Genomic DNA, 24,881 nt, shown 5'->3' with positions numbered 1-24,881 from the left:
CTGTCATTGGTAGAAAAGGAATGACATCAGGCCATAGGCCTCTCCTGACGTCGAGGTGACAAGGCAAAGCCATTTACAAAATTTGAATGCTATTCATAGTTCTAAACATCAATTTCTAAATCTGTCATTGGTAGGCACGAAGGATCTCCAGAGATCGTATTTATGTATATATCTATCATTTACTGATCCTCATGAGACTTCTCGGTTCTCGCATCTCGCATCTTGATTCTTGTATCTAGCGCCTCAATAGATGTCTCCTGCCGTCGACATGACAAGGTCAAGTCTTTTTTAATAGTTGTTCCATTAAATTATCAAAACATCAATAGTGTCTTTTTTCTCGGCTCTCGCATCTCGGCTCTCGCTTCTTGTTTCTTACCTCGCATCTCGGTTCTCGGTTCTCGCCTCTCCTTCTTCCAACTCCCCCCTTTCGCAGAAAACTCATGCTATTTCCCAACTACATACTAAAATCTCCTTACATTTAAACAAAAAATATCAGATGAAGTCAATAGGGATTTTGTTTTTAATATTCATACTGTTCTCAATGCCGGTTCAAGTGTCTGCGCAGATTTCCGATGCACAGGATTTGCTCGATTCCTTATTCATGTCAAATGAATTTAAAACCGATGCCGATTCAGCAGAGTTCAGACCTTCTTTGGAAGAGAGTATCAAAAAAACCCAGGAATTTACTTTAGAAATAAATGAGCTTAATAAAATTTTAAGGAATGAGCTGGATACAATATATATTTCGGAAGAGATCATTGTGGCAGAAGAGGTATTCACAACGGTGTTAAATAGACTGGAAGGTGTTGATACAAAGATTAACCTCAGGTATCTGGATGCGCTTGAAAACCTGATGACCTCCATCAATTCCAGGATATCTACTATAGAAGAGAGGGTGAGGAACAGGGTGGAAAACCTCAGCACAGTGAAAACCAAAATTGATTCAATCAAGCAGGATGAACTGATGAGGTACAACCTCCGGGATACTACCTTGCTTCCCGAATACCAATCAGCCATTTCAAATTTAAAAACTAATCTAGGCCGTACGGACAGTGTATTGAATTCCCAGAGATTACAGGCACTGACTTTCAAATCGAGGATTTCCAGTATTACGATCAAGATCAACGAGATAGGGGATAACTTGGATTTTCAAAAAAGAAGGCTGGAGAGTGCCCTATTCAACAAGGAGAATAATTTTATATGGGAGCCAAGGGATTTTCCTAATGCAGAAAAGCTTGTCGATGTTTTCGTTGTTTCTCTTAATTTGAATCAGACCATCGTAAACAGGTATATCAGAAATCATTTGGGCATCACTATCTTTTTGGTATTTCTGGTATTTTTGGTCAACTATTGGATCGGGTCCAATCTCAAAAAAATCAAAAGTGAAAAGGAATTTTCCGGGATTATCCTGGGGAGAATGAATTATGTTCCAAGATACCCATTCTTTACTTCGCTGATGGTTATTTTGGCAGTCGCTCCGTTTTTTTATCCCAATCCTCCGGTTTCCTTTTTTGCCCTTGTCTTAGTGGTGATGGTCAGTGTTTCGGGAATATTGTTGAGAAGAAGAATAGGAAAAGAACTGTCCAAGGTTTGGTGGATGATGTTTTTTCTTTTTCTGATCAGTACGGCCAGTAACCTTTACTGGGAAATCGCCTATCAGGAAAGATGGCATTTGTTGTTGTTCAGCGCCTTTGGGATTTATCTGGGATTACGTTTGCTGAAATTACAAAAAGCCGAAGACAAGACTGAAATCCCACCTTACATCAAGGTTTTTTCAAAGGTATATATTGGTTTCTGTGCATTTTCTATACTTGCTAACATCCTGGGAAGATTTAGCTTGAGTAAAATGGTCGGTATTACCGCCACACTGAGTTTGATGCATGCTTTGGCCTTGGTGATTTTTGTAATCCTTATCAAGGAACTGATATACCTACAGATTGAGGTAAGTAGAAAAAGTGAAAGTGATTTTACCTCAATGATTGATTTCAATGATATTCAGAAGAGAGTGAATAAAATGTTTTCTTACCTCGCTTTTGCAATATGGGGGTATTATTTTGTAGAAAGCCTAAGTGTTATGGATCTTCTGTTTGATGGTATTGGTGGCTTTTTATCCAAACAGAGAAGTATCCTAAATGCATCCTTCAATTATGCCCAGATTGCGGTCTTTTTTGTAGTGGTTTATATCGCCAGTTTCTTGGCCAATACCGTTGCCTATGCTGCATCCATCAAAGACCAGCAAAATGTAGGCCTGGGAAACAAAAGATTGGGGTCCACTATCTTATTGATGAGATTGGCAGTTTTGATTACCGGATTTTTGATTGCTGTGGCAGCCTCAGGCATTCCAATTGATAAAATAGCGATAGTATTGGGTGCATTGTCTGTGGGTATTGGTTTTGGATTACAAACTATTGTCAATAACCTGGTGTCAGGAGTCATTTTGGCATTCGAAAAACCCATTCAGATCGGGGACACAGTTCAAGTAGGTGGAGTAGATGGCGTGGTCAAAGATATCGGTATCCGTGCCAGCAAAATTAAGAACTGGGACGGTGCTGAAGTAATCATTCCAAATGGAGACTTATTGGCACAACACCTGACCAATTGGACACTTTCCGATAAAAAGAGAAGGGTTGAACTGATCATTGGAGTGGCCTATTCATCCGATATGGACCTGGTCACAGAATTGATCGCAAAAGAACTTGACAAAGAAGAAATCCTAAAAGCCCCCGAACCAAGAGTGTTTATGCAGACCTTCGCAGACAATTCTGTCAATTTTAGGGTATTGTTTTGGGTAAATGATGTGGAGCTATGGATAATGATTCGGGATCAGGTGATGAGGGGAATTTTTAAGGCATTTAAAAATAATGATGTAGAAATTCCATTTCCACAGAGAGACCTTTATGTCAAGGATTTTCCCAGTCTCGTTCAGGAAAAGCTGGTGAAGCCGGGGGAGGAGAGAGAGTAGGCAGTGTTCAGTCTCAGAAGGCAGTCGCAGTGGGCAGTTTTCAGTAGGCAGTCACAGTTGGCAGTCACAGTAAGCTGTCGCAGTGAGTGGGGTGTCAGTTTCAGTGGATAGGTAGTTTCAGAATACAGTCTTATTAGCAAAAAACAGCCAAGAATCAGAATTTAATCTCGCCTTGTCACCTCGAGTTTTCAACATTGTACTAATGTTCATTATAGTTAATGACATCAAGTTACCCGTCATTCCGAGTCCCCAACATTTTGTAAATGTTCAGAAAAGGTAATGACATCAAATCGGGCTGCAGACCTCTCTCCACGATAGCTATCGGGATCGAGGAGACAAGGCAAAGTCCTTTAAAGAATTGAATGCTATTTATAGTTCTAAACCATCAATATGAATATCTGTCATTGGTAGGTACGAGGAATCACCTGAGGTTCTATTAATGTTTATATCTATCATTTACTGAACCTCGTAGGATGCTTCTCCCGATCGCTATCAGCATGACGGCTGCTCCTATTTCCCTTAAAGTAGAACAGATTTCTCCTGCCGTCGAAATGACAAGGACAGGCTTTTCTCATCTCTTCAACTTTTTTGCAATTTAACCCTTCCCTTTTCTTCCTACCTTTGTCTTTCAACTCACCAACATCGGTCATCCAACATCGGTCATCGGTCAGTTTCTTCCAACTCCCAAACTTCCAACCCAACTCCTTTCATCCTTCATCCTTTCTCTACCTTCTCTGCCTGATCGCCTCATAAATCACCACCCCTGCCGAAACAGACACGTTAAGGCTTTCGATATTTCCGGAAAGTGGGATTTTGACAAATTCATCGGAAATGCCCATCAATTCCTGGGAAATGCCGTCTTCCTCCGAACCCATGATCAGGGCTGTTGGCAGGCTGAAGTCTGCTTCATACATTAGACGGTCAGTTTTTTCGGTTACACTGACTGCGTTCAGACCCATTTTTTTTAGGTCCTTGACGGTGTAATACAGGTTTTTTACCCTACAAACAGGTAGATGATTCAGCGCGCCTGCTGAGGTCTTTACCGCATCTGAATTGATTTGGGCGCTTCCTTTTTCCGGGATGACAATGGCATGGACTCCTGCACAGTCTGCTGTTCTTGCCATGGCTCCAAAATTTCTCACATCGGTAATCCTGTCCAAAATAAGAATCAAAGGAGCTACGCCTTTTGAAAAACATTCATCTATCACATTGTCCAGGGAGGCATATTGGATGGCGGACATATGTGCCACCACACCCTGATGGTTTTTTCGGGTGATTCGGTTGAGTTTGGCTTCGGGAACACGGACTACATTGATTTTTTCCTCTTTGGCCAGCGAAAGCAATTCCTTGATCAATTCATTGTTGACTTCCTTGTCCACCAAAATCTTGTCGATATCTTTTTGGGCATGGATGGCTTCCATTACTGCCCGTGTCCCAAAAATAAAATCCTTTTCGTGTTCCCCTTTATTGATCAGAAAACCATCTGAGCGTTTCTCCATGTTGTGATGCTTTTAAACCATTCCGGCTGCAAGGCCCTGGATCGGTTGAGTATATAATAATTTGGTGTCAATATATTTCTGACGCGTGCAAAGGTAAAAGTTATTTTTGAATTGGAGTTGGCGCCGACGTAAGACCAGATTTCACCGTTCAACCTGAAGCTGACTTCATTGGGCGGACCCATGACAGTGTAGACCATTCCCCTGTCTGTTTTCCAGCCCTCTTTGAAATCAGTAAACAGGATATTGGCAAATTCGATCTGTTTGAAATATTCCCGGATCAGTTTTCTGGCGGTCTCTTCATCTTTGGTAAGGCCAAACCAATATTGGTCCAGGGCTATTTTTTTATCTTTTGCTTCTTTCAATGTTTCGTGTTCTCTTCTTGTGGAAATGTAAACCACCATGTCCACCATTTCATCAAAATCATTGACACGGGGGAATGTTTCCGGAACAGCTTTGAGCATCATCCCTTGAGTGGAATTGGTGTCTGATTGGATAAAATAGTAGCCATCTTCATCAAATGTTACTGGTAGATTGGCCATAAAACTACCCTTGTAATCCACCTTGATTTCCCGGGGAACAGGCGCAGGACGGATTTCCATCGGGGGAAGCGGTGCATCAAATGTAGCAGGGTAATGAAAATTGTGGAGATTGACCACTGTCCTCCCCTTGAATTCTATCGGCTCTTTTTGGATGACGAAACTTTGGTCAAAGGGAACACCATCTTCGTAATAGGCCCAGAAATCTGAATGCCCAAAAATAAATGGACTGATAAGGTCTGTGTGGTAATAATACACATCACCCTGCCTTGTATCTGTAGCCTGTATCATGGCAAATGCCATTTCCTGTGTTTCGGGAATGGTCACTCTTTTTTCGAAATAAATATGAAAGTCCGTTTCTCTGACCACATCTTCCCTAGTAAGGATGATCAGATTCTGGGCGGTAATTGGTTCCTGGAATCCTGACAACACCGCATATGCAAATTGGTAAGTGTCAAATTCCAGATTTTCCTCTATTTTCTCCACCGGCATTTGTAAAACAAATGACCTGTCCTGTTCCCGTATAGGGATGATCTTCAGGGCCAAGCGTGCGTATCTGGAATACCTCAATGCCTGATTGAGTGTTTCCAAAGACTGCTGTGCCTGACTGAGGTTGGAAAGTCCAAGGAATAAGAAAAGGAAGCCTAAGAAGGGTGTGATTTGCGCAGTGATTTTGTGTCTGATCATCTTCAATTAAAAATTAACCTTATTTTTGCCCAAATTAATCAAATTTTAAATGGCTACCTATACAACGGAAATCGCTTCCGATAAGTTAATCAGTGATAACCCCATTCACCAACGTCTCCTTAAAGCTTATATTGCTGCCAAACCCATTGTCAGAGGTATCTTGCTTGAGGTTGGATGCGGTGAAGGAAGGGGAGTAGAAGTGCTTTTGGACCAAGTAGATTCTTATTTGGGGATTGACAAAATTCAGGAGGTCATTGATCGTCTTAAAAATAAATTCCCTCAAGCGGTTTTCCAACAGGCCGTAATTCCGCCTTTTTCCGATTTAAAGGACAATTCATACGATACGGTAGTCAGTTTCCAGGTGATTGAGCATATTCAGGACGACAGACTTTTTTTGGAAGAAATCTACAGGGTGTTGAAGCCCGGCGGCAAAGCCATCATTTCCACACCCAATATCGAACATACACTTTCCAGGAATCCATGGCATATCCGGGAATATACACCCAAGCAATTGGAGAATTTGTGTAAGGGAATTTTTGACAAAGTGGAACCGATGGGTATCGGTGGCAACGAGAAAATCCGGGCTTACCATGAAGCTAACCGAAAATCAGTCAATAAAATCATGAGGTTTGATGTTTTCGACCTTCAGTACCGGTTACCGGCTTTTGTACTCAGATGGCCCTATGAAATCCTAAACAGGATGAACAGGAACAAACTCCACCAACAACAGGGAAATTCAGTCACCGATATCACCCATGAAGATTATACCCTGGAATCCTCACCCGAAAAAGGGCTGGATTTGTTTTATGTGTTGTATAAAAAAAATTAAACTCACAGGTTGACACCATCAATGTATTGGAAATCTTTAATATTCAGAGTAAACAAAGGTATTTCATAAAAAATTGCTGTAGCAGCAATGAATGAATCTGGTAAAGAATTAGGTTCTTTTCGGCCATGCTTTTTCTCTAAGCTCAGTTAAATCAACATCTCGGTTTTTCCAAATTCCTGCAAAATTGAAAATTGATTCGGTTTTTTTGGTGTCTTGATTCGGTTTCGAATAGTTTGATAGCTGGAGTCAGCATTGTTGAGAATTTCGCAACATTTCGACATTGTATGATTATCAACAATTTCATATTTCTTATCTGGAATAAAAAAATACCCTGTTTCAGGTATTGTTTAAAAAAAATCCCTGTGATACTTTTGTTTCGTTCAATTGAATTTTTATTTAAGGTCACCCCACCCAAAACTTCATTTGATAAATAAAGAATCTCTATGTTCCACTTCTAATCCCTGAATTAGATTTTAGAGAAATCCGAAATCGAAAATTTAAAAACTAATGTTAAATCAAAGCTTAAATTATGAAAAAAATTATTCTAACTGCGATGACAATTTTATTGTTAACTAATTCCGTCTCCTCCCAAAGTTTAATCGATGAAGAAAGCCTATTTGATGACCATTTTCTTTTGGCAATGGCAACCGATCAAGTTTTTTATGGAAAATTCAATTTGAACGAAAGAATTTATCCGATAGAAAATGAATTATCGAGAAGTTTGGAGGAGGTTATGGCAACAGGAGGTGGCGGTTTTCTAATACTAAATCAAAATGACCTTTTTGTTAAGGGTCAATTGGACGCATCAAGGTATTATAAGGGATATAAAGGAGCTGGAACAGGTACTTTGATTGCAAGTTTGATTTCGCCTTTGGTTGGATTAATACCTGCTATTGCCACGTCATCAACCACTCCTCAGGAGATCAATCTTGGATATCCTGATCCTGAATTATTCCAACAAACAGAATATTATAATAGCTATACTCAAAAATCCAAAAAAATTAAACAAGGAAAAGTTTGGACTAATTGGGCTATTGGATTTGGTGTCAATTTAGTTGCGGTATTGATTTTACTGAATTAATGATTTTCAATGTTAAAATTTATTAAAGCCTGGATTTATTAACTTCCAGGTTTTTTTTTTGAACTACCATCAATTTTTTGAGCATTCTAGTAGGATTACAAATCCTATTCATCTGGATTCGGCATTACAAATACCGAATAGCGACTTCTTGGGTTTTATAATCCCGAGAACAGATAAACCGGAATTTGTAATTCCGGTAACCGTTCCTCCTCACGACCTACTAGGATTACAAATCCTATTCATCTGAATTCGCTACCAAATTTTCGATACCGAATAGCATTACAAATCCTAATTATCTGGATTCGATACCGGATTTTCGGTACCGAATAGCTATTTTGGATTGATCGTTCCGCCGCCCCTGACAGAGGGGCCAAGTACTATCTCAAGTTCCATTTTCAGTTTTTCGGAAAGCTCATTATATCCTCTTTCATCCAATAACGGCACAAAGAATCTCAGCATTTCTATGGAAATCATTGCTTCTCTGTCATAATCCCGATTGGTGCGGGTATAGAATTCCAGCATTTGAACCGATCTGTGGGAGATTTTTTCAATAATATCCAGGGCTAGATCATCTTCTCCTACCTCAAATAGCAGCGGCACTGACTGACCGCTTGCCAGGTCATAAGGAATAGCCTCATCCGGCATGACCTCCATACTGAACTTAAGCAGGTCTGCGGCCCGGTCCAGATCATCCTCATCAAGTAAAGCAATAACTACAGAGTTGATGGCAGAACGGTGGTTGGACGTGAAGCGTCTGAATTCATCATCAAAGTAATTGTTGGGGTCGTCCATTCCCCGGAAAGCAAATTTTTCCATGATATTGGAATAGGCAAGATCGGTATTGACCAACTCAGTCCTCAATCCCTGCGGTTTCCTAACAGGAAGCATTCGGTAGGTAAGTCCTTCCATCACCACGTATTCTTCAATGTCGATTCCGATGGTAGCCAAAGAGGTATTGTTGAAATATATAGGCCTTTCCCAGTCATTGCTCGTGATCAGGTCAATGAGCATCAGATTGCCTTTGGTCAGGTAGTTGCCCTTCACTCTCAAGTTGATCTGATCGGTCATCAAAGTCTCCATGCCATCAGGTATGAGTCCTTGGTTGAAGACGTTCTGCAGATTGACATCCAGAATTAAATTCCTTGATGGCACCATGTTATAAGAGGCTCTACCAGATGTTTGCAACTTCAAAAGACTGCTTTCATTTTTGACCAATTTCAGGTATTCATTTGCCGAAATGGCATCCAATCCCTCTCGGTCCACCACATAGAGGACATCATTGGTTCCTTTTTTGAAATTCTTGTAATCCAAGGAAAAAGGCAAGGCTTCTGACTCATGTACTGGACGGGCCATTTGCTCCACATACCAGTCGGTATCAAAGTAGCTCAATACCACTACCCGCACATCCGTCCTGAACCCTTCCACTTCCTGCACATACCAAAGTGGAAAGGTGTCATTATCCCCACCGGTAAACAAAATTGCATTTGGGGCACAGGAAGAAAGAAAATTTCTGGCTGAATCCACTGAGAAAAATCTACCCTGACGGTTATGGTCATCCCAGTTTTGGTTGGCCACCAGTACGGGAATCGGGAAAGTCACCAAGGTGGCTATGATTCCTGCAACAGCCAGGTTTTTGTTCAGTTTGGCAATCCAATGCGCCAAGGCCATCACCCCGATCCCGATCCAGATGGCAAAAGCATAAAACGACCCCACATAAATGTAGTCGCGCTCCCGTGGCTCCACCGGTGGAGAGTTGAGGTAAAGCACCAATACCACACCCATCATGAAAAACAACATCACAGTGATGTAGAAGGATTTTGGGTCATTTTTGGCCTGAAATATCAACCCTATCAATCCCAGGATCAGCGGAAGCATCAGGTAATTGTTGTGTGCCTTGTTTTCTTTGATATAATCAGGGAATTTGTCTGAAAAGAAATCTGAGATTCCCAACCAGGGAGCATCGCTAAAATCACTTTCCCTGCCGGAAAAATTCCACATAAAATATCTCCAATACATGTGTCCCAACTGATGGCTGAACATAAAATATATATTATCGGCAAAAGTTGGTTTTTCGCTTTCTCTAAGGCCCAGTTTGGATCTATAGAGCTGTTTATGGCGGTCCTGTGTCGAATATATCCTTGGAAGAATGGTTGACCTTTTGGGGTCATATACATTGGTGGTGGAATAATCCACAACCTCATACTTGTCTTTGCCTTTCAGATAGATAGGGGACCCTTCTTTTTGATCTACCAATTCGGCATCGAAATATTGTCCATATAGCAGCGGTCTGTAGCCATATTGTTCCCTTTTCAGATAGGACACATAGCTGATAATGTCTTTGGGTGCATTTTCATTGATGACCGGATCTTGGTTAGCTCTGACCACTATCATGGCATAAGAACCATAACCGATCAAAATAAATGTCAGGGATACCAATATGGTATTCAGTACTACCTTTTCCTTTTTGATGGAATACAAGATCCCATAAATCAATGATCCTAAAAACAAGGCGGAGAAGACAACAATACCTGAACCAAAGGGCAATCCAATACTATTGACAAAAAAGATTTCTATGGAACCTGCAAGGCTTGGTAGGCCGGGTATGATTAAATTATTGATGATAATTAGCGCAATTCCACCTAGTATCAGTGCAATGATTCCTCCTTTCAGGTTTGGATTTTGGTACTTTTTAAAATAATACACTAAAGCTAACGCCGGTAGGGTGACAAGATTCAGCAAGTGAACCCCGATAGAAAGTCCAACCAGATAAGCGATAAAAATCATCCAGCGGTTTTCATCCCGAGGATCTTCTATCACATCCCATTTGAGGAATGCCCAAATCACAATTGCCGTGAAGAAGGAAGACATGGCATAAACTTCCGCCTCAACTGCCGAAAACCAAAAGCTGTCTGTAAATGTGTAAACAAGAGAACCTATGATGCCTGCACCCATTAAGGTAATGGTCTCCCCCTTGCTTTCGAATCCTTTCTTTATATTGAAAAGTTTTCTTCCGAATAAGGTGATGGACCAGAAAAGAAAAAGGATGGTCAGACCGGAGAAGACTGCACTGCCGACATTCATCCAATAAGCCACAGCCAATCCGTCGCCCATGGCAAGGAAGCCGAACATCCTATAGATCAACAGGAAAAACGGTGCGCCGGGAGGATGGGGAACCTGTAGTTTGTAAGAAACGGCAATAAATTCTCCCGGATCCCAAAAGCTGGCGGTCTCTTCTACGGTAAGGATATATACAGTGGTAGCAACCAGAAAAACCAACCAACCGGTCAGGTTGTTGACCTTTTTATAATCAAGCATTGTTTACGAAATAGTAGTGTCGGGCGAAAATAAGCAATAAATCCAAATTGTCGGGAATTTTAACAGCATTTAAGGCATTGTGATAAAAATTACTGAACATCTTTTGATAAGTCTTTAATTTTGTAACTTCAAAAATCATTAAACAATGAGCACACAACCTAAAACATTCAACGAACTTATTTCAAGTGAACAGCCTGTATTGGTGGATTTCTATGCCACATGGTGCGGGCCTTGTCAGATGATGCAGCCTATATTGCAGGATACCGCAAAGCAAGTGGGAGAAAAAGTCAAGATCATCAAAGTTGATGTGGACAAGAATCCCTTGGCAGCAAGTAAATATCAGGTGAGGGGTGTCCCAACATTGATCCTGTTCCAAAACGGACAAGTTCTATGGAGGCAGTCGGGAGTCGTACCTGCACACGAGTTGGTGAAAGTAATTGAGGAAAAAACGGTACAAAAAGTATAGATTTATAATGTGACTAAAGTCATTTTCCCGAAAAAGTGACCTGTTTAGATTTACAAAATCAAAAAGGAAAATTAAGATATGTTGATAGAACAGATTTATACCGGATGTTTGGCTCAGGGAGCATATTACATCGAGTCAGATGGAGCAGCGGCTGTTATTGATCCTTTAAGGGAAGTTCAGCCTTATATCGAAAAGGCAGAGAGAAGAGGAGCGAAAATCAAGTACGTATTTGAGACCCATTTTCATGCTGACTTTGTATCAGGTCATCAGGATTTGTCCGCAAAGACAGGAGCGCCGATTGTTTTTGGTCCTACAGGAATGAAAATGGGATTTGAGGCCATTGTTGCAGAAGATGGACAGGAATTTCAATTGGGTAAAGTAAAGATCAGACTGTTACATACCCCCGGACATACCATGGAAAGTGCCTGTTACCTTTTGATCAATGAGGAAGGCAAAGCAGAGGCTATTTTTACCGGGGATACATTGTTTATTGGAGATGTCGGCAGACCCGATCTGGCCCAAAAAGTAATTGCTGACCTAACTCAGGAAAAATTGGCGGGACATCTTTATGATTCCCTGAGAAATAAAATCATGCCTTTGGCAGATGATATCATTGTCTATCCTGCTCATGGTGCGGGCAGTGCATGTGGTAAGAACATGAGTAAAGAGACTTCTGATACTTTGGGCAATCAAAAGAAGACAAATTATGCGCTTCAGGAAATGACCAAAGAAGAGTTTATAAAAGAAGTGACCTCAGGATTGACACCGCCTCCTTCCTATTTCCCTCAAAATGTGATGATGAATATTGAAGGGTATGACAGCATTGATGATGTCTTGGAAAGAGGGAGCAAGCCTTTGAGTCCTGCCGCCTTTGAAGCCGCTGCCAATGAAACAGGGGCTGTGATTTTGGATACACGGGATGCACAGGTTTTTGCCAAAGGATTTATTCCCAATTCCATCAATATCGGCATTGATGGCAGCTTTGCTGTTTGGGTAGGTGCATTGGTTCCTGACCTGAAACAGGAAATACTCATTGTTGCAGAAAAGGGAAGAGAGGAAGAAGTTGTTACCCGACTGGCAAGAGTTGGATATGACCATGCCATAGGATTTATCAATGGAGGATTTGAATCCTGGGCAAAAGATGGAAGGGAAGTAGATTCCATTACTTCAATTTCCGCTGATGAATTGGCCCAAATCTTTGAAAAAGAGGAAAAGGTGAATATACTTGATGTTAGAAAAAACAGTGAATATTTGAGTGAACACATCATCGATGCTGAAAATGCCCCATTGGATTACATCAGTGAGAGTATGTCCAAGATCAATAAAGACAAAACCTACTATGTGCATTGTGCAGGAGGGTATAGGTCTATGATATTTAGTTCTATCCTGAAAGCAAGGGGATTTGAAAATCTGATTGATGTGAAAGGCGGATTTACATCCTTAAAAGATTCTGCTTTGTTTGAAGTGAGCAATTATGATTGCCCAACGACTTTGCTGTAATCCCGCAATCCATTAAAATTTAAAAGTTTAGATGGCAAGACCTGGGTCTTGCCATTTTTCTTTACAAGAATCCAAAAGTGATAAATGTCACCGCTGTTCCTGCCAAATCTGTCCAATTATGAATATGATCCGAGTTTTGGTTTTTATCTTCTTAAATGTCCATGTGCTTGAATTGTTTGGCCAGAAAGAAATGGTATTGACCGATACCTTGGATACTTCCAGATCAACTTTAGGGGAAGACCTCAAAAAAGGGGAATTTGATTTTCATGTCAAATCTTTCTTTATGTCAACACTCAATCATGGTGAATTATTGGATTATTCTACTTGGGCATTAGGTGCAGGACTTGGATATATCAGTCCGGAGTGGAAAGGATTTCAAGTGAGGTTCAGTGGTTTCTTTACCTTTCAGATGTTTGAAAACAATGTCAGAATAGCTGATCCGATAACGGGCACAGGCAACAGGTATGAGTTATTGCTATATGACATGAACGACCTTACCAATACCAATAGGTTGGACAGGTTGGAAGAGTTGTATGTGGCCTATAGAAGAAACAGGTTGAAACTCGTGCTGGGTAGACAAAAAATCATCACCCCACTACTCAATGAGCAGGACAATAGAATGAGACCGAATGTATTTGGTGGTTTATCTGCTTTTTATTCTGCATTGGATTATAAAATTACAGCTATGTGGATTAATTCTGTTGCCATAAGGGGCACAGTGGAATGGTACAAGACTGGGGAATCTTTTGGCGTATATCCCTTTGGCAGGAATCCTTTTGGAGAAACTTCTGATTACAAGGGCAACATCAGTTCCAAAGGTATTGGTCTAATGGGGTTCCAGTACCATAAAGGTGGTCTGACCGCCCAAGCTTGGAACTACTTCAGTGAGAATGTGTTTAACATTTCATTCGTACAGACTGATTATACGTTTGACCTAGGGGGAAAATCAAGGTTTCAACTTGGATTGCAGGGATTTAATCAGTTTGCGGTCAATGATGGTGGAAATTCTGAAATCAACAAGACCTATATTCTCCCTGGTGAAAAAGGTTTTGGATTTGGGTCCAAAGTGGGGGCATTCTTAGGTAAACATCAAGTTTCATTGAATTTCCTCGGGATCAATGGTAAGGGCAGGTTTTTATTTCCCAGGGAATGGGGAAGAGAGAACCTTTATGCCAGCTTGCCAAGGGAAAGATATGAAGGAAGTGGGGACATGAAAGCTCTCGTGCTTAAATATGACCTTACGACTCCAGTGGAAGGTTTGTTTGTACAATTGGGAGCTGGGAAGGTGGATCAATCAGATATGTATTCATTTAAAACCAACAAATATGGAATCCCATCTTATTATCATTTCTCGGGGATTTTGGATTACAAATTTGATGATTACCTTAAAGGCTTGAATATGCAATTGTTGGTGATAAACAAAACAGCACAAAACAGTACCTTGCTTCCTGAAAAGCTGAAAATCAATAGGGTGGATATGTGGAATTTAAACCTTGTAATGGATTACAGGTTTTGAAAATTATAAAAGAAAAACAAATAAAATATATATGGAACAATTAATTGAATGGATAAAACAACCCTGGCCATGGTGGATAGCGGGACCTGTGATTGGGCTAACGGTACCTGCCCTGCTGCTATTGGGAAATAAGTCTTTTGGGATTTCATCTTCTCTTAGGCATATATGTGCTGCATGTATCCCTGCGGGCATACCGTTTTTTACCTACAATTGGAGAAAGGAAATGTGGAATCTGGTATTTGTATTGGGAGTTTTGATAGGTGGATTTATTGCCATGCAGTTTTTGGCCGATCCCAATGCCATTGTAGTTGCCGAAAGCACCCAAAGGGATTTAGCCGAATTTGGCATTACCAATTATAGTAACCTGATGCCGATTGAAATATTTTCCTGGGGAAACCTATTTACGGCCAAAGGACTTCTGTTTTTTGTGATCGGAGGTTTTTTGATAGGTTTCGGGACAAGATATGCAGGAGGATGCACCTCAGGTCATGCCATTATGGGATTAAGTAACCTGCAATGGCCTTCATTGGTAGCCACCATATTCTTTATGGTGGGCGGGTTTTTGATGACCCATGTATTTTTTGGTCCTTTGATGAAATGGGTAGGCCTATAAGACAAAATGGATATGAAAACAGAAGAAATAAAAATAAATCCAGTAGATATGAATGAAACGCCTATCCAATGTGAATCTCCCAATTTAGCTTCAACGGATGAAAGGGGATGGTTATTATTGAAATATTTGATAGTGGGAATATTGTTCGGAATTGTATTTGTCAAGGCTGAGATCATTTCATGGTTTAGGATCCAGGAAATGTTCCGTCTCCAATCTTTCTTTATGTATGGGGTAATCGGTTCAGCAGTGGTAGTTGGTATGATTTCCATTCAGTTGATCAAAAGATTCAATATCAAAACCATTCAGGGTGAGGTAGTGAATTTTCAAAAGAAAGAATTCAGGAAAGGACAGATTTTCGGAGGGTTCTTGTTTGGACTGGGCTGGGCTATTACCGGTGCTTGTCCCGGACCAATCTTCGCTCAGATCGGCAGTGGATTCACGGTAGTTATCATAACCCTGCTAAGTGCAGTGGCCGGAACATGGGTGTATGGAAAATTTTCGGATAGGTTGCCGGATTGATTTAAAAATAAGATAAAACTGGAACAAAGGTTTAGATAGAATGATATGAACAATGATTAGAAGCCACTTCCTATTGGGAGTGGCTTTTAAATTTCATCTAAAACCAAAAGTCAAAACCCCAAATTTTTTTAATAAGGTCATGTCTTTACTCAGAAATAACATGGGGAAGTCAAAAAAAAATTGATCAATTGGAATATTTACATCAAAAATATTTATCCTATTAATTTTTGATAGGTGTCATATTATATTGATGGGTAAAATATTTACTTAATTGTTTTTAATCACTGATTTCCAACAAAATCACTGATTCAATATTGAACTAATTCTAGATTAATGACAAAGGGATAGTATATGCGATAGAAATATCCTTTTTTTACTTGATATTGGACTAAATTCCAATCTCCATTAAGATGCTTTTGCGGCATTCTTCTTTAATTCCCACAAGCCCAAGTCCGAATTATGAAGTTTCAATTACTCTTAATTATCATGTTGCTGGCCGTTGCTACATTCAACAGCTTTATTCTGATTTTCAAGCGGGAAAAGAATATCGTAGGATATAAGTTCCTTTATGCGTCATTGTTTTTTTATAATTTCTGCTTGTTTATATACTTTGTTTGGTTTGAGGCAGGGTTTATCATCGAAGTACCCCAGCTAATGAGGACTATAAGTCCATTGATGTATTTGTGCGCACCATTTTTCTACTTTTTTATACGAAATTATCTATTTGGATTTTCTGGTTTGAGGAAAAGGGATTGGATTCATTTCCTTCCCGCATTGATTCATTTATTGGATTTGCTTCCTTTTTACTTTGAATCTGCCCAGGTTAAATCTGTATTTGCCACAACCATTGTATCAGACAATTCCAAAATCAATTTTGAAGCGGGAGGATTAATTCCAATTCAGTTCCACTACCTGTTCAGGATTTTTCTTCAGACCGGCTATTTTGTCTATTCAATATATCTGGTGAAAAAAATGCGACCCGAAATATTCAATTTTAACAAGGGGAATTTGCAAATTTATGACCTTACGATTGTATTGATCAATTTTGGTTGGTTGGTGCTTTTTCAATTTACTTATGCTATTCTGGAGGTTTTGATAAATTTTGGAGCAATTGACTTAACGGTGGAGAATTATTATTTAAGGAGAATTTCGCTTCTTGGGCTTTTGGGTCTAAACCTTTTTGTCAATTTCAGGGCAGAATTTTTTAGCGAACGAAAGAAGAAGAAAAAAGCAAGAGTGGCCGAGGTAGATAATCATAAAATACAAATTCAGGATATCAAAAATCCAGGCGAATCTGTAGCGTATATTCAATCTTTTAAGGAACAGCAGGATGTCATTTCCCAAAAAGAAATAGGATTGATTAAATCTCAGATTATCTCCAAAATGGAAGGAGAGCAGATTTTCACCGAAATCGGAATGACATTAAATCAATTTGCAAACCGTATCAATATATCACCTAAGTTGGTTTCATTGGTTATCAATAGAGAATTTGATAAAAACTTCAATGAATTTTTAAACCAATATAGGATTGCATATGCCATCACTCAAATAGAAGAAGGATATCTTGATGATTATACTTTGGAAGCTTTGGGGGAGACGTCAGGATTTAATTCAAGAACCACTTTTTTCAATGCATTTAAAAAGGAGAGAGGATGCAGCCCCTCTGAATATTGGAAGAAGTTCCAGGAATGCCCTTCTTAATTTGAGAAAGGATTTACTAAAATCCGAAGTCTATTTTTTATTTCTAAAATCCGATAGATTTTTTCATGTATGTACGCAATGATACCAATAAAATGGTAATTCAATATAATTCTTGTTAGGAAACTTAAATGTCCAGAATATCGGACTTCCAACCTGTTTGAAATAGAATATTGGGTTACTGGCAAAGAAGCGTCTAACCATTGATTTTTTTTAATTATCCGCAATGAACCCATAACAAAATATTATTTTATACCGAAATCTATCCCCAATCGGATACTTCTTTTGCCATAAATTATAACCCGATTTCATAAATAGTCAGATACACCATACAAAACCCAGGACTTTGGTGAAAAGTAATTTTTTAGACGACAGCTTTAATGACCTGATTTTTGGATTTCAAATCTTGGTAAATCCTGTTTAATCAAAGCATGTTTCAAAATCGGTTTTTGAAACATACAAACGTTGAATCATGACTGGAAAATGCTGTGCTTTACAAAATCAGTACAGAGAAAAAAATCACCCTTGATCAATCTCCACTGAATTTACCCAACCTATAACTTATTCTTTTGAGAATCCATTCTGCAACCCTGCTGCACTTGATTGCTCAATAAGCCCATTACTTTAATTAGAAAAACTGTGTGTAATAAAATTATCTCAAAAATTATTATAAGTGAAATGAAGAAAAATCTACTCTTGCTAACCTTTCTTTTGTTGATTCCATTTTTGCTTCAAGCTCAGGTAGGAATTGGAACAGAGGAACCTCATGCTTCTGCTGCATTGGAAATTGAATCCAATGAAAAGGGACTTTTAATTCCCCGTCTCACATTTGCCCAAAGAAATGCCATTCAAAACCCGGCGGAGTCATTGCTTATTTATCAAGTAGATGATGTTTCAGGATTTTACTTTTTTAATGGGAACAGCTGGACTTTACTTAAGCATTCGGTTCAAAAAAATTCGGATTGGGCCGCTGTCAGTGGTGAAACGCAAATTTTGAATAAACCTGTTTTTTCGGATGTTGCGATTTCCGGAAATTTTTCTGATTTAAACAACATCCCTGCGATCATTTATGCCTCTGATACATCAAAAATGTTGTTGCCATTTTTGACGCTTGCTAAGATTCAGCCTTTTCTAGATTCAAAAGTAGATTTGACATCATTTGAAGCAGAAATTGCCAGAGCAAAAGCAGCGGAAACAGCAAATACTGTTAAAATAGCACAAAACACAGGGGATATAATCAGCTTAAATACTGCTGTGACGCAAAACACCACAGAAATCCAGTCCAATGCATCGGGCATTCAGATCAATGCCGGAAACATTTCCCAAAACACAGGTGATATCAACAGCCTGAATACTGCTGTTTCCAATAACAGTTCTGATATCCTGACCAATGCCACCAACATCGCTTTAAAGGAAAACAGTGCTAACAAATCAACCGATGTAGCCTTGTCGGATGACACCAACACCAAGTTTCCGACCGAACTTGCCGTCAAGACTTTTGTGAATGCATCAGCTGCTGAGGGCGGCAAAGCGCTTGCTGAAGAAATAGCGCGTGCAAAAGCTGCCGAGGAGAAACTGGCCACAGACCTTGCCAATGAAACAATACGTGCAATTGGAGCCGAAGGGGTTTTGCAGGGCAATATCGAAACGGTACAGGAAAATGTGGACACCAACAAAACCGCTGCTGAAACAGCGATTGCTAATGAAGAGGCCCGTGCAAAGGCCGCTGAGGAGAAGCTAACTACTGATCTTGCATCTGAAGCAACCCGTGCAACTAATGCTGAAGGCGTATTGCAGGGCAATATCGAAACGGTACAGGGCAATGTGGACAACAACAAAACAGCCGCTGAAATTGCGATTGCTGATGAGGAGGCCCGTGCAAAAGCCGCTGAATTGGAGAATGCACAGGCAATTAAAGAAATCAACACCCTTGAATCCGGGAAAGTATATCTTGGAAATGAGAACAACGAAGCTACAGAAGTTACCTTATCAGGTGATGTTACCCTTAACAATTCGGGAGTAAGTACAATTGGCAATAGCAAAGTGGTGAGTTCCATGATTGCAGACACCAATGTGACCAATGCTAAACTGGATAAGGAAAATATTCCATTGAGTGGATTTGGCGCAGCGGCTGCAGATGTTTCACTTGGAGCGAATAAATTAACAGGAGTTGCTGAACCAACAATGGCCCAGGATGCAGCTACCAAAAATTATGTGGATACCGGGCTGACAGCTATCAACACTTTGGCTGATGGGAAAGTATATCTTGGAAATGCAGCAAGCGTAGCGACGGAAGTCACATTGAGCGGAGATGTTACCATAGACAATACGGGAGTGAGCACCATCGGTGAAAGCAAAGTGGTAAGCTCGATGATCGCTGACGGTACCATTGTGACAGAAGATCTGGCAGACGGTGCGGTGACCACGGCAAAGATCCTGAACGGAACAATCATAAATGAGGACGTGAGTGCGACTGCTGCAATAGCAGGTACAAAAATAGCTCCTGATTTTGGTGACCAAAATGTAACTACAACGGGTAATGCCTCAGTAGGAGGGACCTTGGACATAACAGGAGCAACAAGTTTAAATAATACTTTGAATGTGTCTGGAGCAACAACAACTGCAGGCATCAGCAATACAGGAGATATCTCAACAGGAACATCTACAGTTTCTGGCAATGCTACAGTAGGAGGTAATTCCACAGTAGCAGGAACCTTGGCCGTAACAGGCGCAACAACAACAGCCGGGATTACCAACACGGGAGACATTTCAACGGGAACTTCAACAGTGACCGGTAATGCTATTGTTGGAGGAACCATGGATGTAACAGGAGCAACCACACTTTCAACACTTGAAACGAGCGGAGCTTCAACCCTGAACAGTGCAACGGTTACAGAAAATGCCGCTGTTGGAGGAACATTGAATGTAACAGGGGTAACAACCCTGACCGCACAGCCGGTACTTTCTTCTTTGAATGAATCTTTGCCGGTATTTACAGATGGCTCAAAAGGTCTGGTATCCAATCCGATAACAGGAACAGGAAATGTGGTTTTGTCCGCATCTCCGGAATTATCAGGAATACCGATAGCTCCGACTGCTCCTGAAGGCACCAATTCAAATCAGATAGCAACCACAGCCTTTGTGGATGCGGGACTGACAGCTATCAACACTTTGGCTGATGGGAAAGTATATCTTGGAAATGCAGCAAACGTAGCGACGGAAGTCACATTGAGCGGAGATGTTACCATAGACAATACGGGAGTGAGTACCATCGGTGCAAGCAAAGTGCTGAGCTCGATGATCGCTGATGGAACCATTGTGACAGTAGACCTGGCAGACGGTGCAGTGACCACGGCAAAGATCCTGAACGGAACAATCATAAATGAGGACGTGAGTACGACTGCAGCAATTGCAGGTACAAAAATAGCCCCTGATTTCGGTGACCAAAACCTGACTACCACCGGCAATGCCACGGTAGGAGGAACCTTGGAGGTAACGGGAGCAACAAGTTTAAACAATACTTTGAATGTGTCTGGAGCTACAACAACTGCAGGCATCAGCAATACAGGAGATATCTCAACAGGAACATCTACGGTTTCTGGCAATGCTACAGTAGGAGGTAATTCCACAGTAGGAGGTAATTCCACAGTAGCAGGAACCTTGGCCGTAACAGGAGCAACAACACTTTCAACACTTGAAACGAGTGGATCTGCAACCCTGAACAGTGCAACGGTTACAGATAATGCCGCTGTAGGAGGAACATTGAATGTGACAGGAGTAACCACCTTGACGGCACAGCCGGTACTTTCTTCTTTGGATGTTTCTTTACCGGTATTTACAGATGGTTCAAAAGGTCTGGTATCCAATCCAATAACAGGAACAGGAAATGTGGTTTTGTCCGCATCCCCTGCCTTGACAGGAGCACCGACTGCGCCTACAGCTGAGGCAGGTACCAACACAACCCAGATAGCGACCACTGCTTTTGTGGATGCGGGACTGACAGCTATCAATACGCTTGCTGATGGGAAAGTATATCTTGGAAACGCAGCAAATGAAGCTACAGAAGTAACCATAACAGGTGATGTTTCCCTTAGCAATTCAGGGGTGAGCACAATCGGGGCAAGTAAAGTATTAAGCTCAATGATCGCTGACGGAACCATCGTGACTGCAGACCTGGCAGACGGCTCGGTGACCACGGCAAAGATTTTGGATGGAACAATCATAAATGCCGACGTGAGTGCGACTGCCGCAATCGCAGGAACAAAAATAGCCCCTGATTTCGGTGCCCAAAACCTGACCACTACCGGCAATGCCACGGTAGGGGGGACTTTGGGAGTAACGGGAGCAACAAGCCTGAACGGTGCAACGACTGTGAACAATACCCTGACCGTAACAGGAGCAACAACAACAGCCGGGATTACCAACACGGGAGACATTTCAACGGGAACTTCAACAGTGACCGGTAATGCCACTGTTGGAGGAACATTGAGAGTAACAGGAATAACCACATCATTAAATAATACCTCATCCAACAATAAAGATACCGGAGCGGTAGTGGTAACAGGGGGTGTTGGAGTTGGTGAAAATCTAAATGTTGGTGGATATATTTCATCACAAGGTAATATTACAACGCAGGGCAATATTAACGCTGGGAATAATTTAGCAGTAACAGGGAATACTAATTTATCTGGAAATTTAGGAGTAACGGGCAATACAAATTTATTGGGGAATGCGAATTTTGGAGGAAATTCAGTTTTTCAAAACTCTTCTCCAACAATTACTCCATTAACACCTAATTCCGCAGTATTTACTGATGCGTTCAATAAATTGGTATCCAACCCGATAACAGGAACAGGAAATGTAGTTTTATCCGCATCCCCTGCCTTGACGGGAGCACCGACTGCGCCTACAGCTTTGGCTGGAACCAACTCAACACAGATAGCGACCACAGCTTTTGTAGATGCAGGATTATCCGCTATCAATACACTTGCTGATGGTAAAGTATATCTTGGAAACGCAGCAAATGAAGCTACAGAAGTAACCATAACAGGTGATGTTACCCTTAGCAATTCAGGGGTGAGCACAATCGGGGCAAGTAAAGTATTAAGCTCAATGATCACTGACGGAACCATCGTGACGGCAGACCTGGCAGACGGTGCAGTGACCACGGCAAAGATCCTGGACGGAACAATCATAAATGCTGATGTGAGCCCAACGGCCGCAATCGCAGGTACAAAAATAGCCCCTGATTTCGGTGCCCAAAACCTGACCACCACCGGCAATGCCACAGTAGGTGGAACTTTGGGAGTAACAGGAGCAACAACAACAGCCGGGATTACCAATACGGGAAATATTTCAACGGGAACGTCAACAGTAGCAGGTAATGCCACTGTTGGAGGAACCATGAATGTAACAGGAGCAACCACACTTTCAACACTTCAAACAAGTGGAGCGGCAACCCTTAACAGTGCAACAGTAACAGGAAATACGGCTGTTGGAGGAACATTGAATGTGACAGGAGTAACCACCTTAACAGCACAGCCGGTACTTTCTTCATTGAATGCATCTTTACCGGTATTTACAGATGGTTCAAAAGGCTTGGTATCCAATCCAATAACAGGAACAGGAAATGTGGTTTTGTCCGCATCCCCTGACTTAACGGGCGTACCTACAGCCCCTACAGCTCTTGCGGGCACCAGTTCAACACAGATAGCGACCACTGCTTTTGTGGATGCGGGACTAACAGCTATCAATACGCTTGCTAATGGAAAAGTTTATCTTGGAAATGCAACAAATGAAGCTACCGAGGTAACTATAACCGGAGATGTTACTCTTAGCAATACAGGAGTGAGCACTATTGGGGCGAGCAGAGTGGTAAGCTCGATGATCGCTGATGGAACCATTGTGACCGCAGATCTGGCAGATGGTGCAGTGACCACGGCAAAGATTCTGGACGGAACAATCATAAATGCTGACGTGAGCCCAACGGCCGCAATAGCAGGTACAAAAATAGCCCCTGATTTCGGTGCCCAAAACCTGACTACCTCCGGCAATGCTACAGTAGGTGGAACTTTTGGAGTAACGGGAGCAACGACAACAGCCGGGATTACCAACACGGGAAATATTTCAACGGGAACTTCAACAGTAACAGGTAATGCCACTGTTGGAGGAACTTTGGGAGTAACAGGTGCAACATCACTTTCAACACTTCAAACAAGTGGAGCAGCAACCCTTAACAGTGCAACAGTAACAGGAAATACAGCTGTTGGAGGAACATTGAATGTGACAGGAGTAACCACCTTAACAGCACAGCCGGTACTTTCTTCTTTGAATGTATCTTTACCGGTATTTACAGATGGTTCAAAAGGACTGGTATCCAATCCAATAACAGGAACAGGAAATGTGGTTCTATCTGATTCGCCTACTTTAACAGGTACACCGGTTGCGCCAACAGCTACTGCTGGTACAAGTACTACTCAACTGGCTACTACTGCTTTTGTAGCAAATGCAAATGCAACTAACGCTAATTTAACCGGACCCATCACAAGTGTAGGAAATACCACTTCTGTAGCTTCCCAAACAGGAACAGGATCCAGATTTGTAATGGACACCGCACCAACCTTGGTGACACCGGTCTTGGGAGTTGCAAGTGCAACAAGTATTAATAAAATAACATTGACTGCGCCTGCAACTGCGGCTACCCTGACATTGGCCAACAACAGTACATTAGCAACAGCAGGTGCGTTTTCTCAAACATTAACGGCAACTGCTGCTACAAATGTGACCTTGCCAACAACAGGAACATTGGCAACATTGGCCGGTGCGGAAACCTTAACAAATAAAACCTTAACAGCACCGGTATTGACTGCGCCAGTTTTAGGAACTCCAGCATCAGGAACTTTAACCAATGCTACCGGATTGCCAATTGCTTCTGGAGTTAGTGGTTTGGGAACTAATGTTGCTGCATTTTTAGCAACACCTTCTTCTGCTAATTTAGCAGCAGCTTTAACAGATGAAACGGGAACCGGAAATGTGGTTTTGTCCGCATCCCCTGCCTTGACAGGCGTACCTACAGCTCCAACAGCAACAGTGGGTACAAGTACTACTCAACTGGCTACCACTGCTTTTGTAACGGCAGCGGCCTCGTCTTCCAACTTTGTGGATTTGACAACTGTCCAAACCATAGCAGGAAATAAAACCTTCACAGGTATAGTTTCAGGGATTGATAAAGTAATGGTTGGATTGGGTAATGTGGACAACACAACTGATCTAAACAAGCCAGTTTCAACAGCGACACAGACGGCTTTGAATTTAAAGGCAAATTTAGCATCTCCAACCTTAACAGGAACACCTTCAGCACCAACAGCAACAGTGGGTACTAACACTACTCAAATTGCAACTACTGCCTTTGTAACGGCTGCGGCCTCCTCTTCCAACTTTGTGGATTTGACAACTGCCCAAACCATAGCAGGAAATAAAACCTTCACAGGTACAGTTTCTGGGATAACAAAAACAATGGTTGGATTGGGTAATGTGGACAACACAACTGATCTAAACAAGCCAGTTTCAACAGCGACACAGACGGCTTTGAATTTAAAGGCAAATTTAGCATCTCCATCTTTAACTGGAGTGCCATTGGCACCAACAGCCGCAGCAGGAA

At 41.3% G+C, this 24,881-nt stretch carries 14 protein-coding genes; 11 read left to right on the top strand and 3 right to left on the bottom strand.

The window, feature by feature from the left end; translation table 11 throughout:
- Window positions 1-541 precede the first annotated feature (541 nt).
- Window positions 542-2,962 carry a mechanosensitive ion channel domain-containing protein gene (locus tag ACEW8O_RS03530; protein ID WP_373493244.1) on the top strand — a complete coding sequence of 807 codons (2,421 nt, stop codon included), beginning with the start codon at window positions 542-544 and terminating at the stop codon, window positions 2,960-2,962.
- A gap of 473 nt (window positions 2,963-3,435) precedes the next feature.
- Window positions 3,436-3,561: a hypothetical protein gene (locus ACEW8O_RS03525; RefSeq protein WP_373493243.1), complete on the top strand. Its 126-nt coding sequence runs from the start codon at window positions 3,436-3,438 to the stop codon at window positions 3,559-3,561.
- Window positions 3,562-3,687: 126 nt separating this feature from the next.
- On the opposite strand, the gene rlmB is transcribed toward ACEW8O_RS03525, so the two are convergent.
- Together rlmB and ACEW8O_RS03515 are read right to left on the bottom strand one after the other, a co-directional pair.
- Window positions 3,688-4,461, bottom strand: coding sequence for a 23S rRNA (guanosine(2251)-2'-O)-methyltransferase RlmB (gene rlmB, locus ACEW8O_RS03520; protein ID WP_373493242.1), 774 nt, complete (start codon window positions 4,459-4,461; stop codon window positions 3,688-3,690).
- Window positions 4,434-5,684: a GWxTD domain-containing protein gene (locus ACEW8O_RS03515; RefSeq protein WP_373493241.1), complete on the bottom strand. Its 1,251-nt coding sequence runs from the start codon at window positions 5,682-5,684 to the stop codon at window positions 4,434-4,436. The genes rlmB and ACEW8O_RS03515 overlap by 28 nt, the downstream gene beginning before the upstream one ends.
- Window positions 5,685-5,733: 49 nt before the next feature.
- Between ACEW8O_RS03515 and ACEW8O_RS03510 the strand changes: the two genes are divergently transcribed.
- Window positions 5,734-6,513 (top strand): class I SAM-dependent methyltransferase, encoded by a 780-nt coding sequence (locus tag ACEW8O_RS03510; RefSeq protein ID WP_373493240.1) that lies wholly within the window; start codon window positions 5,734-5,736, stop codon window positions 6,511-6,513.
- A 529-nt stretch (window positions 6,514-7,042) separates the two neighbouring features.
- Window positions 7,043-7,594, top strand: coding sequence for a hypothetical protein (locus ACEW8O_RS03505; protein ID WP_373493239.1), 552 nt, complete (start codon window positions 7,043-7,045; stop codon window positions 7,592-7,594).
- Between the two features lie 330 nt (window positions 7,595-7,924).
- Here the strand turns inward: ACEW8O_RS03505 and ACEW8O_RS03500 are convergent, their stop codons facing one another.
- Window positions 7,925-10,909: a DUF2723 domain-containing protein gene (locus ACEW8O_RS03500; RefSeq protein ID WP_373493238.1), complete on the bottom strand. Its 2,985-nt coding sequence runs from the start codon at window positions 10,907-10,909 to the stop codon at window positions 7,925-7,927.
- A gap of 145 nt (window positions 10,910-11,054) precedes the next feature.
- On the opposite strand from ACEW8O_RS03500, the gene trxA reads away from it, so the two are divergent.
- From trxA to ACEW8O_RS03465, 7 genes are all read left to right on the top strand, one after another.
- The gene (gene trxA, locus ACEW8O_RS03495; RefSeq protein ID WP_373493237.1) at window positions 11,055-11,375 is read left to right on the top strand and encodes a thioredoxin; all 321 of its coding nucleotides are present in this window, start codon (window positions 11,055-11,057) and stop codon (window positions 11,373-11,375) included.
- A gap of 78 nt (window positions 11,376-11,453) precedes the next feature.
- On the top strand, window positions 11,454-12,875 hold the full coding sequence (locus ACEW8O_RS03490) for a rhodanese-like domain-containing protein (RefSeq protein WP_373493236.1): 1,422 nt from the start codon (window positions 11,454-11,456) through the stop codon (window positions 12,873-12,875).
- 118 nt (window positions 12,876-12,993) lie between these two features.
- Entirely contained in the window at window positions 12,994-14,391 is a 1,398-nt protein-coding gene (locus tag ACEW8O_RS03485) for a hypothetical protein (RefSeq protein ID WP_373493235.1), read from the top strand.
- A gap of 31 nt (window positions 14,392-14,422) precedes the next feature.
- Window positions 14,423-15,004, top strand: a complete 582-nt coding sequence (locus ACEW8O_RS03480) for a YeeE/YedE family protein (protein ID WP_373493234.1) — start codon at window positions 14,423-14,425, stop codon at window positions 15,002-15,004.
- 12 nt (window positions 15,005-15,016) lie between these two features.
- A complete protein-coding gene (locus ACEW8O_RS03475; protein ID WP_373493233.1) occupies window positions 15,017-15,523 on the top strand; it encodes a YeeE/YedE family protein in 507 nt (168 codons plus the stop codon).
- Window positions 15,524-15,982: 459 nt separating this feature from the next.
- On the top strand, window positions 15,983-17,224 hold the full coding sequence (locus ACEW8O_RS03470; RefSeq protein WP_373493232.1) for a helix-turn-helix domain-containing protein: 1,242 nt from the start codon (window positions 15,983-15,985) through the stop codon (window positions 17,222-17,224).
- 675 nt (window positions 17,225-17,899) lie between these two features.
- The coding region (locus ACEW8O_RS03465; RefSeq protein WP_373493231.1) for a hypothetical protein at window positions 17,900-24,881 on the top strand (6,982 nt) is incomplete at its 3' end.

Origin of the sequence: Aquiflexum sp. (assembly GCF_041749095.1) — a bacterium.
Taxonomy (GTDB): Bacteria; Bacteroidota; Bacteroidia; order Cytophagales; family Cyclobacteriaceae; genus Aquiflexum.
Note: the sequence above shows the minus strand (reverse complement) of the source record. Positions and strands in the feature narration are given on the sequence as shown.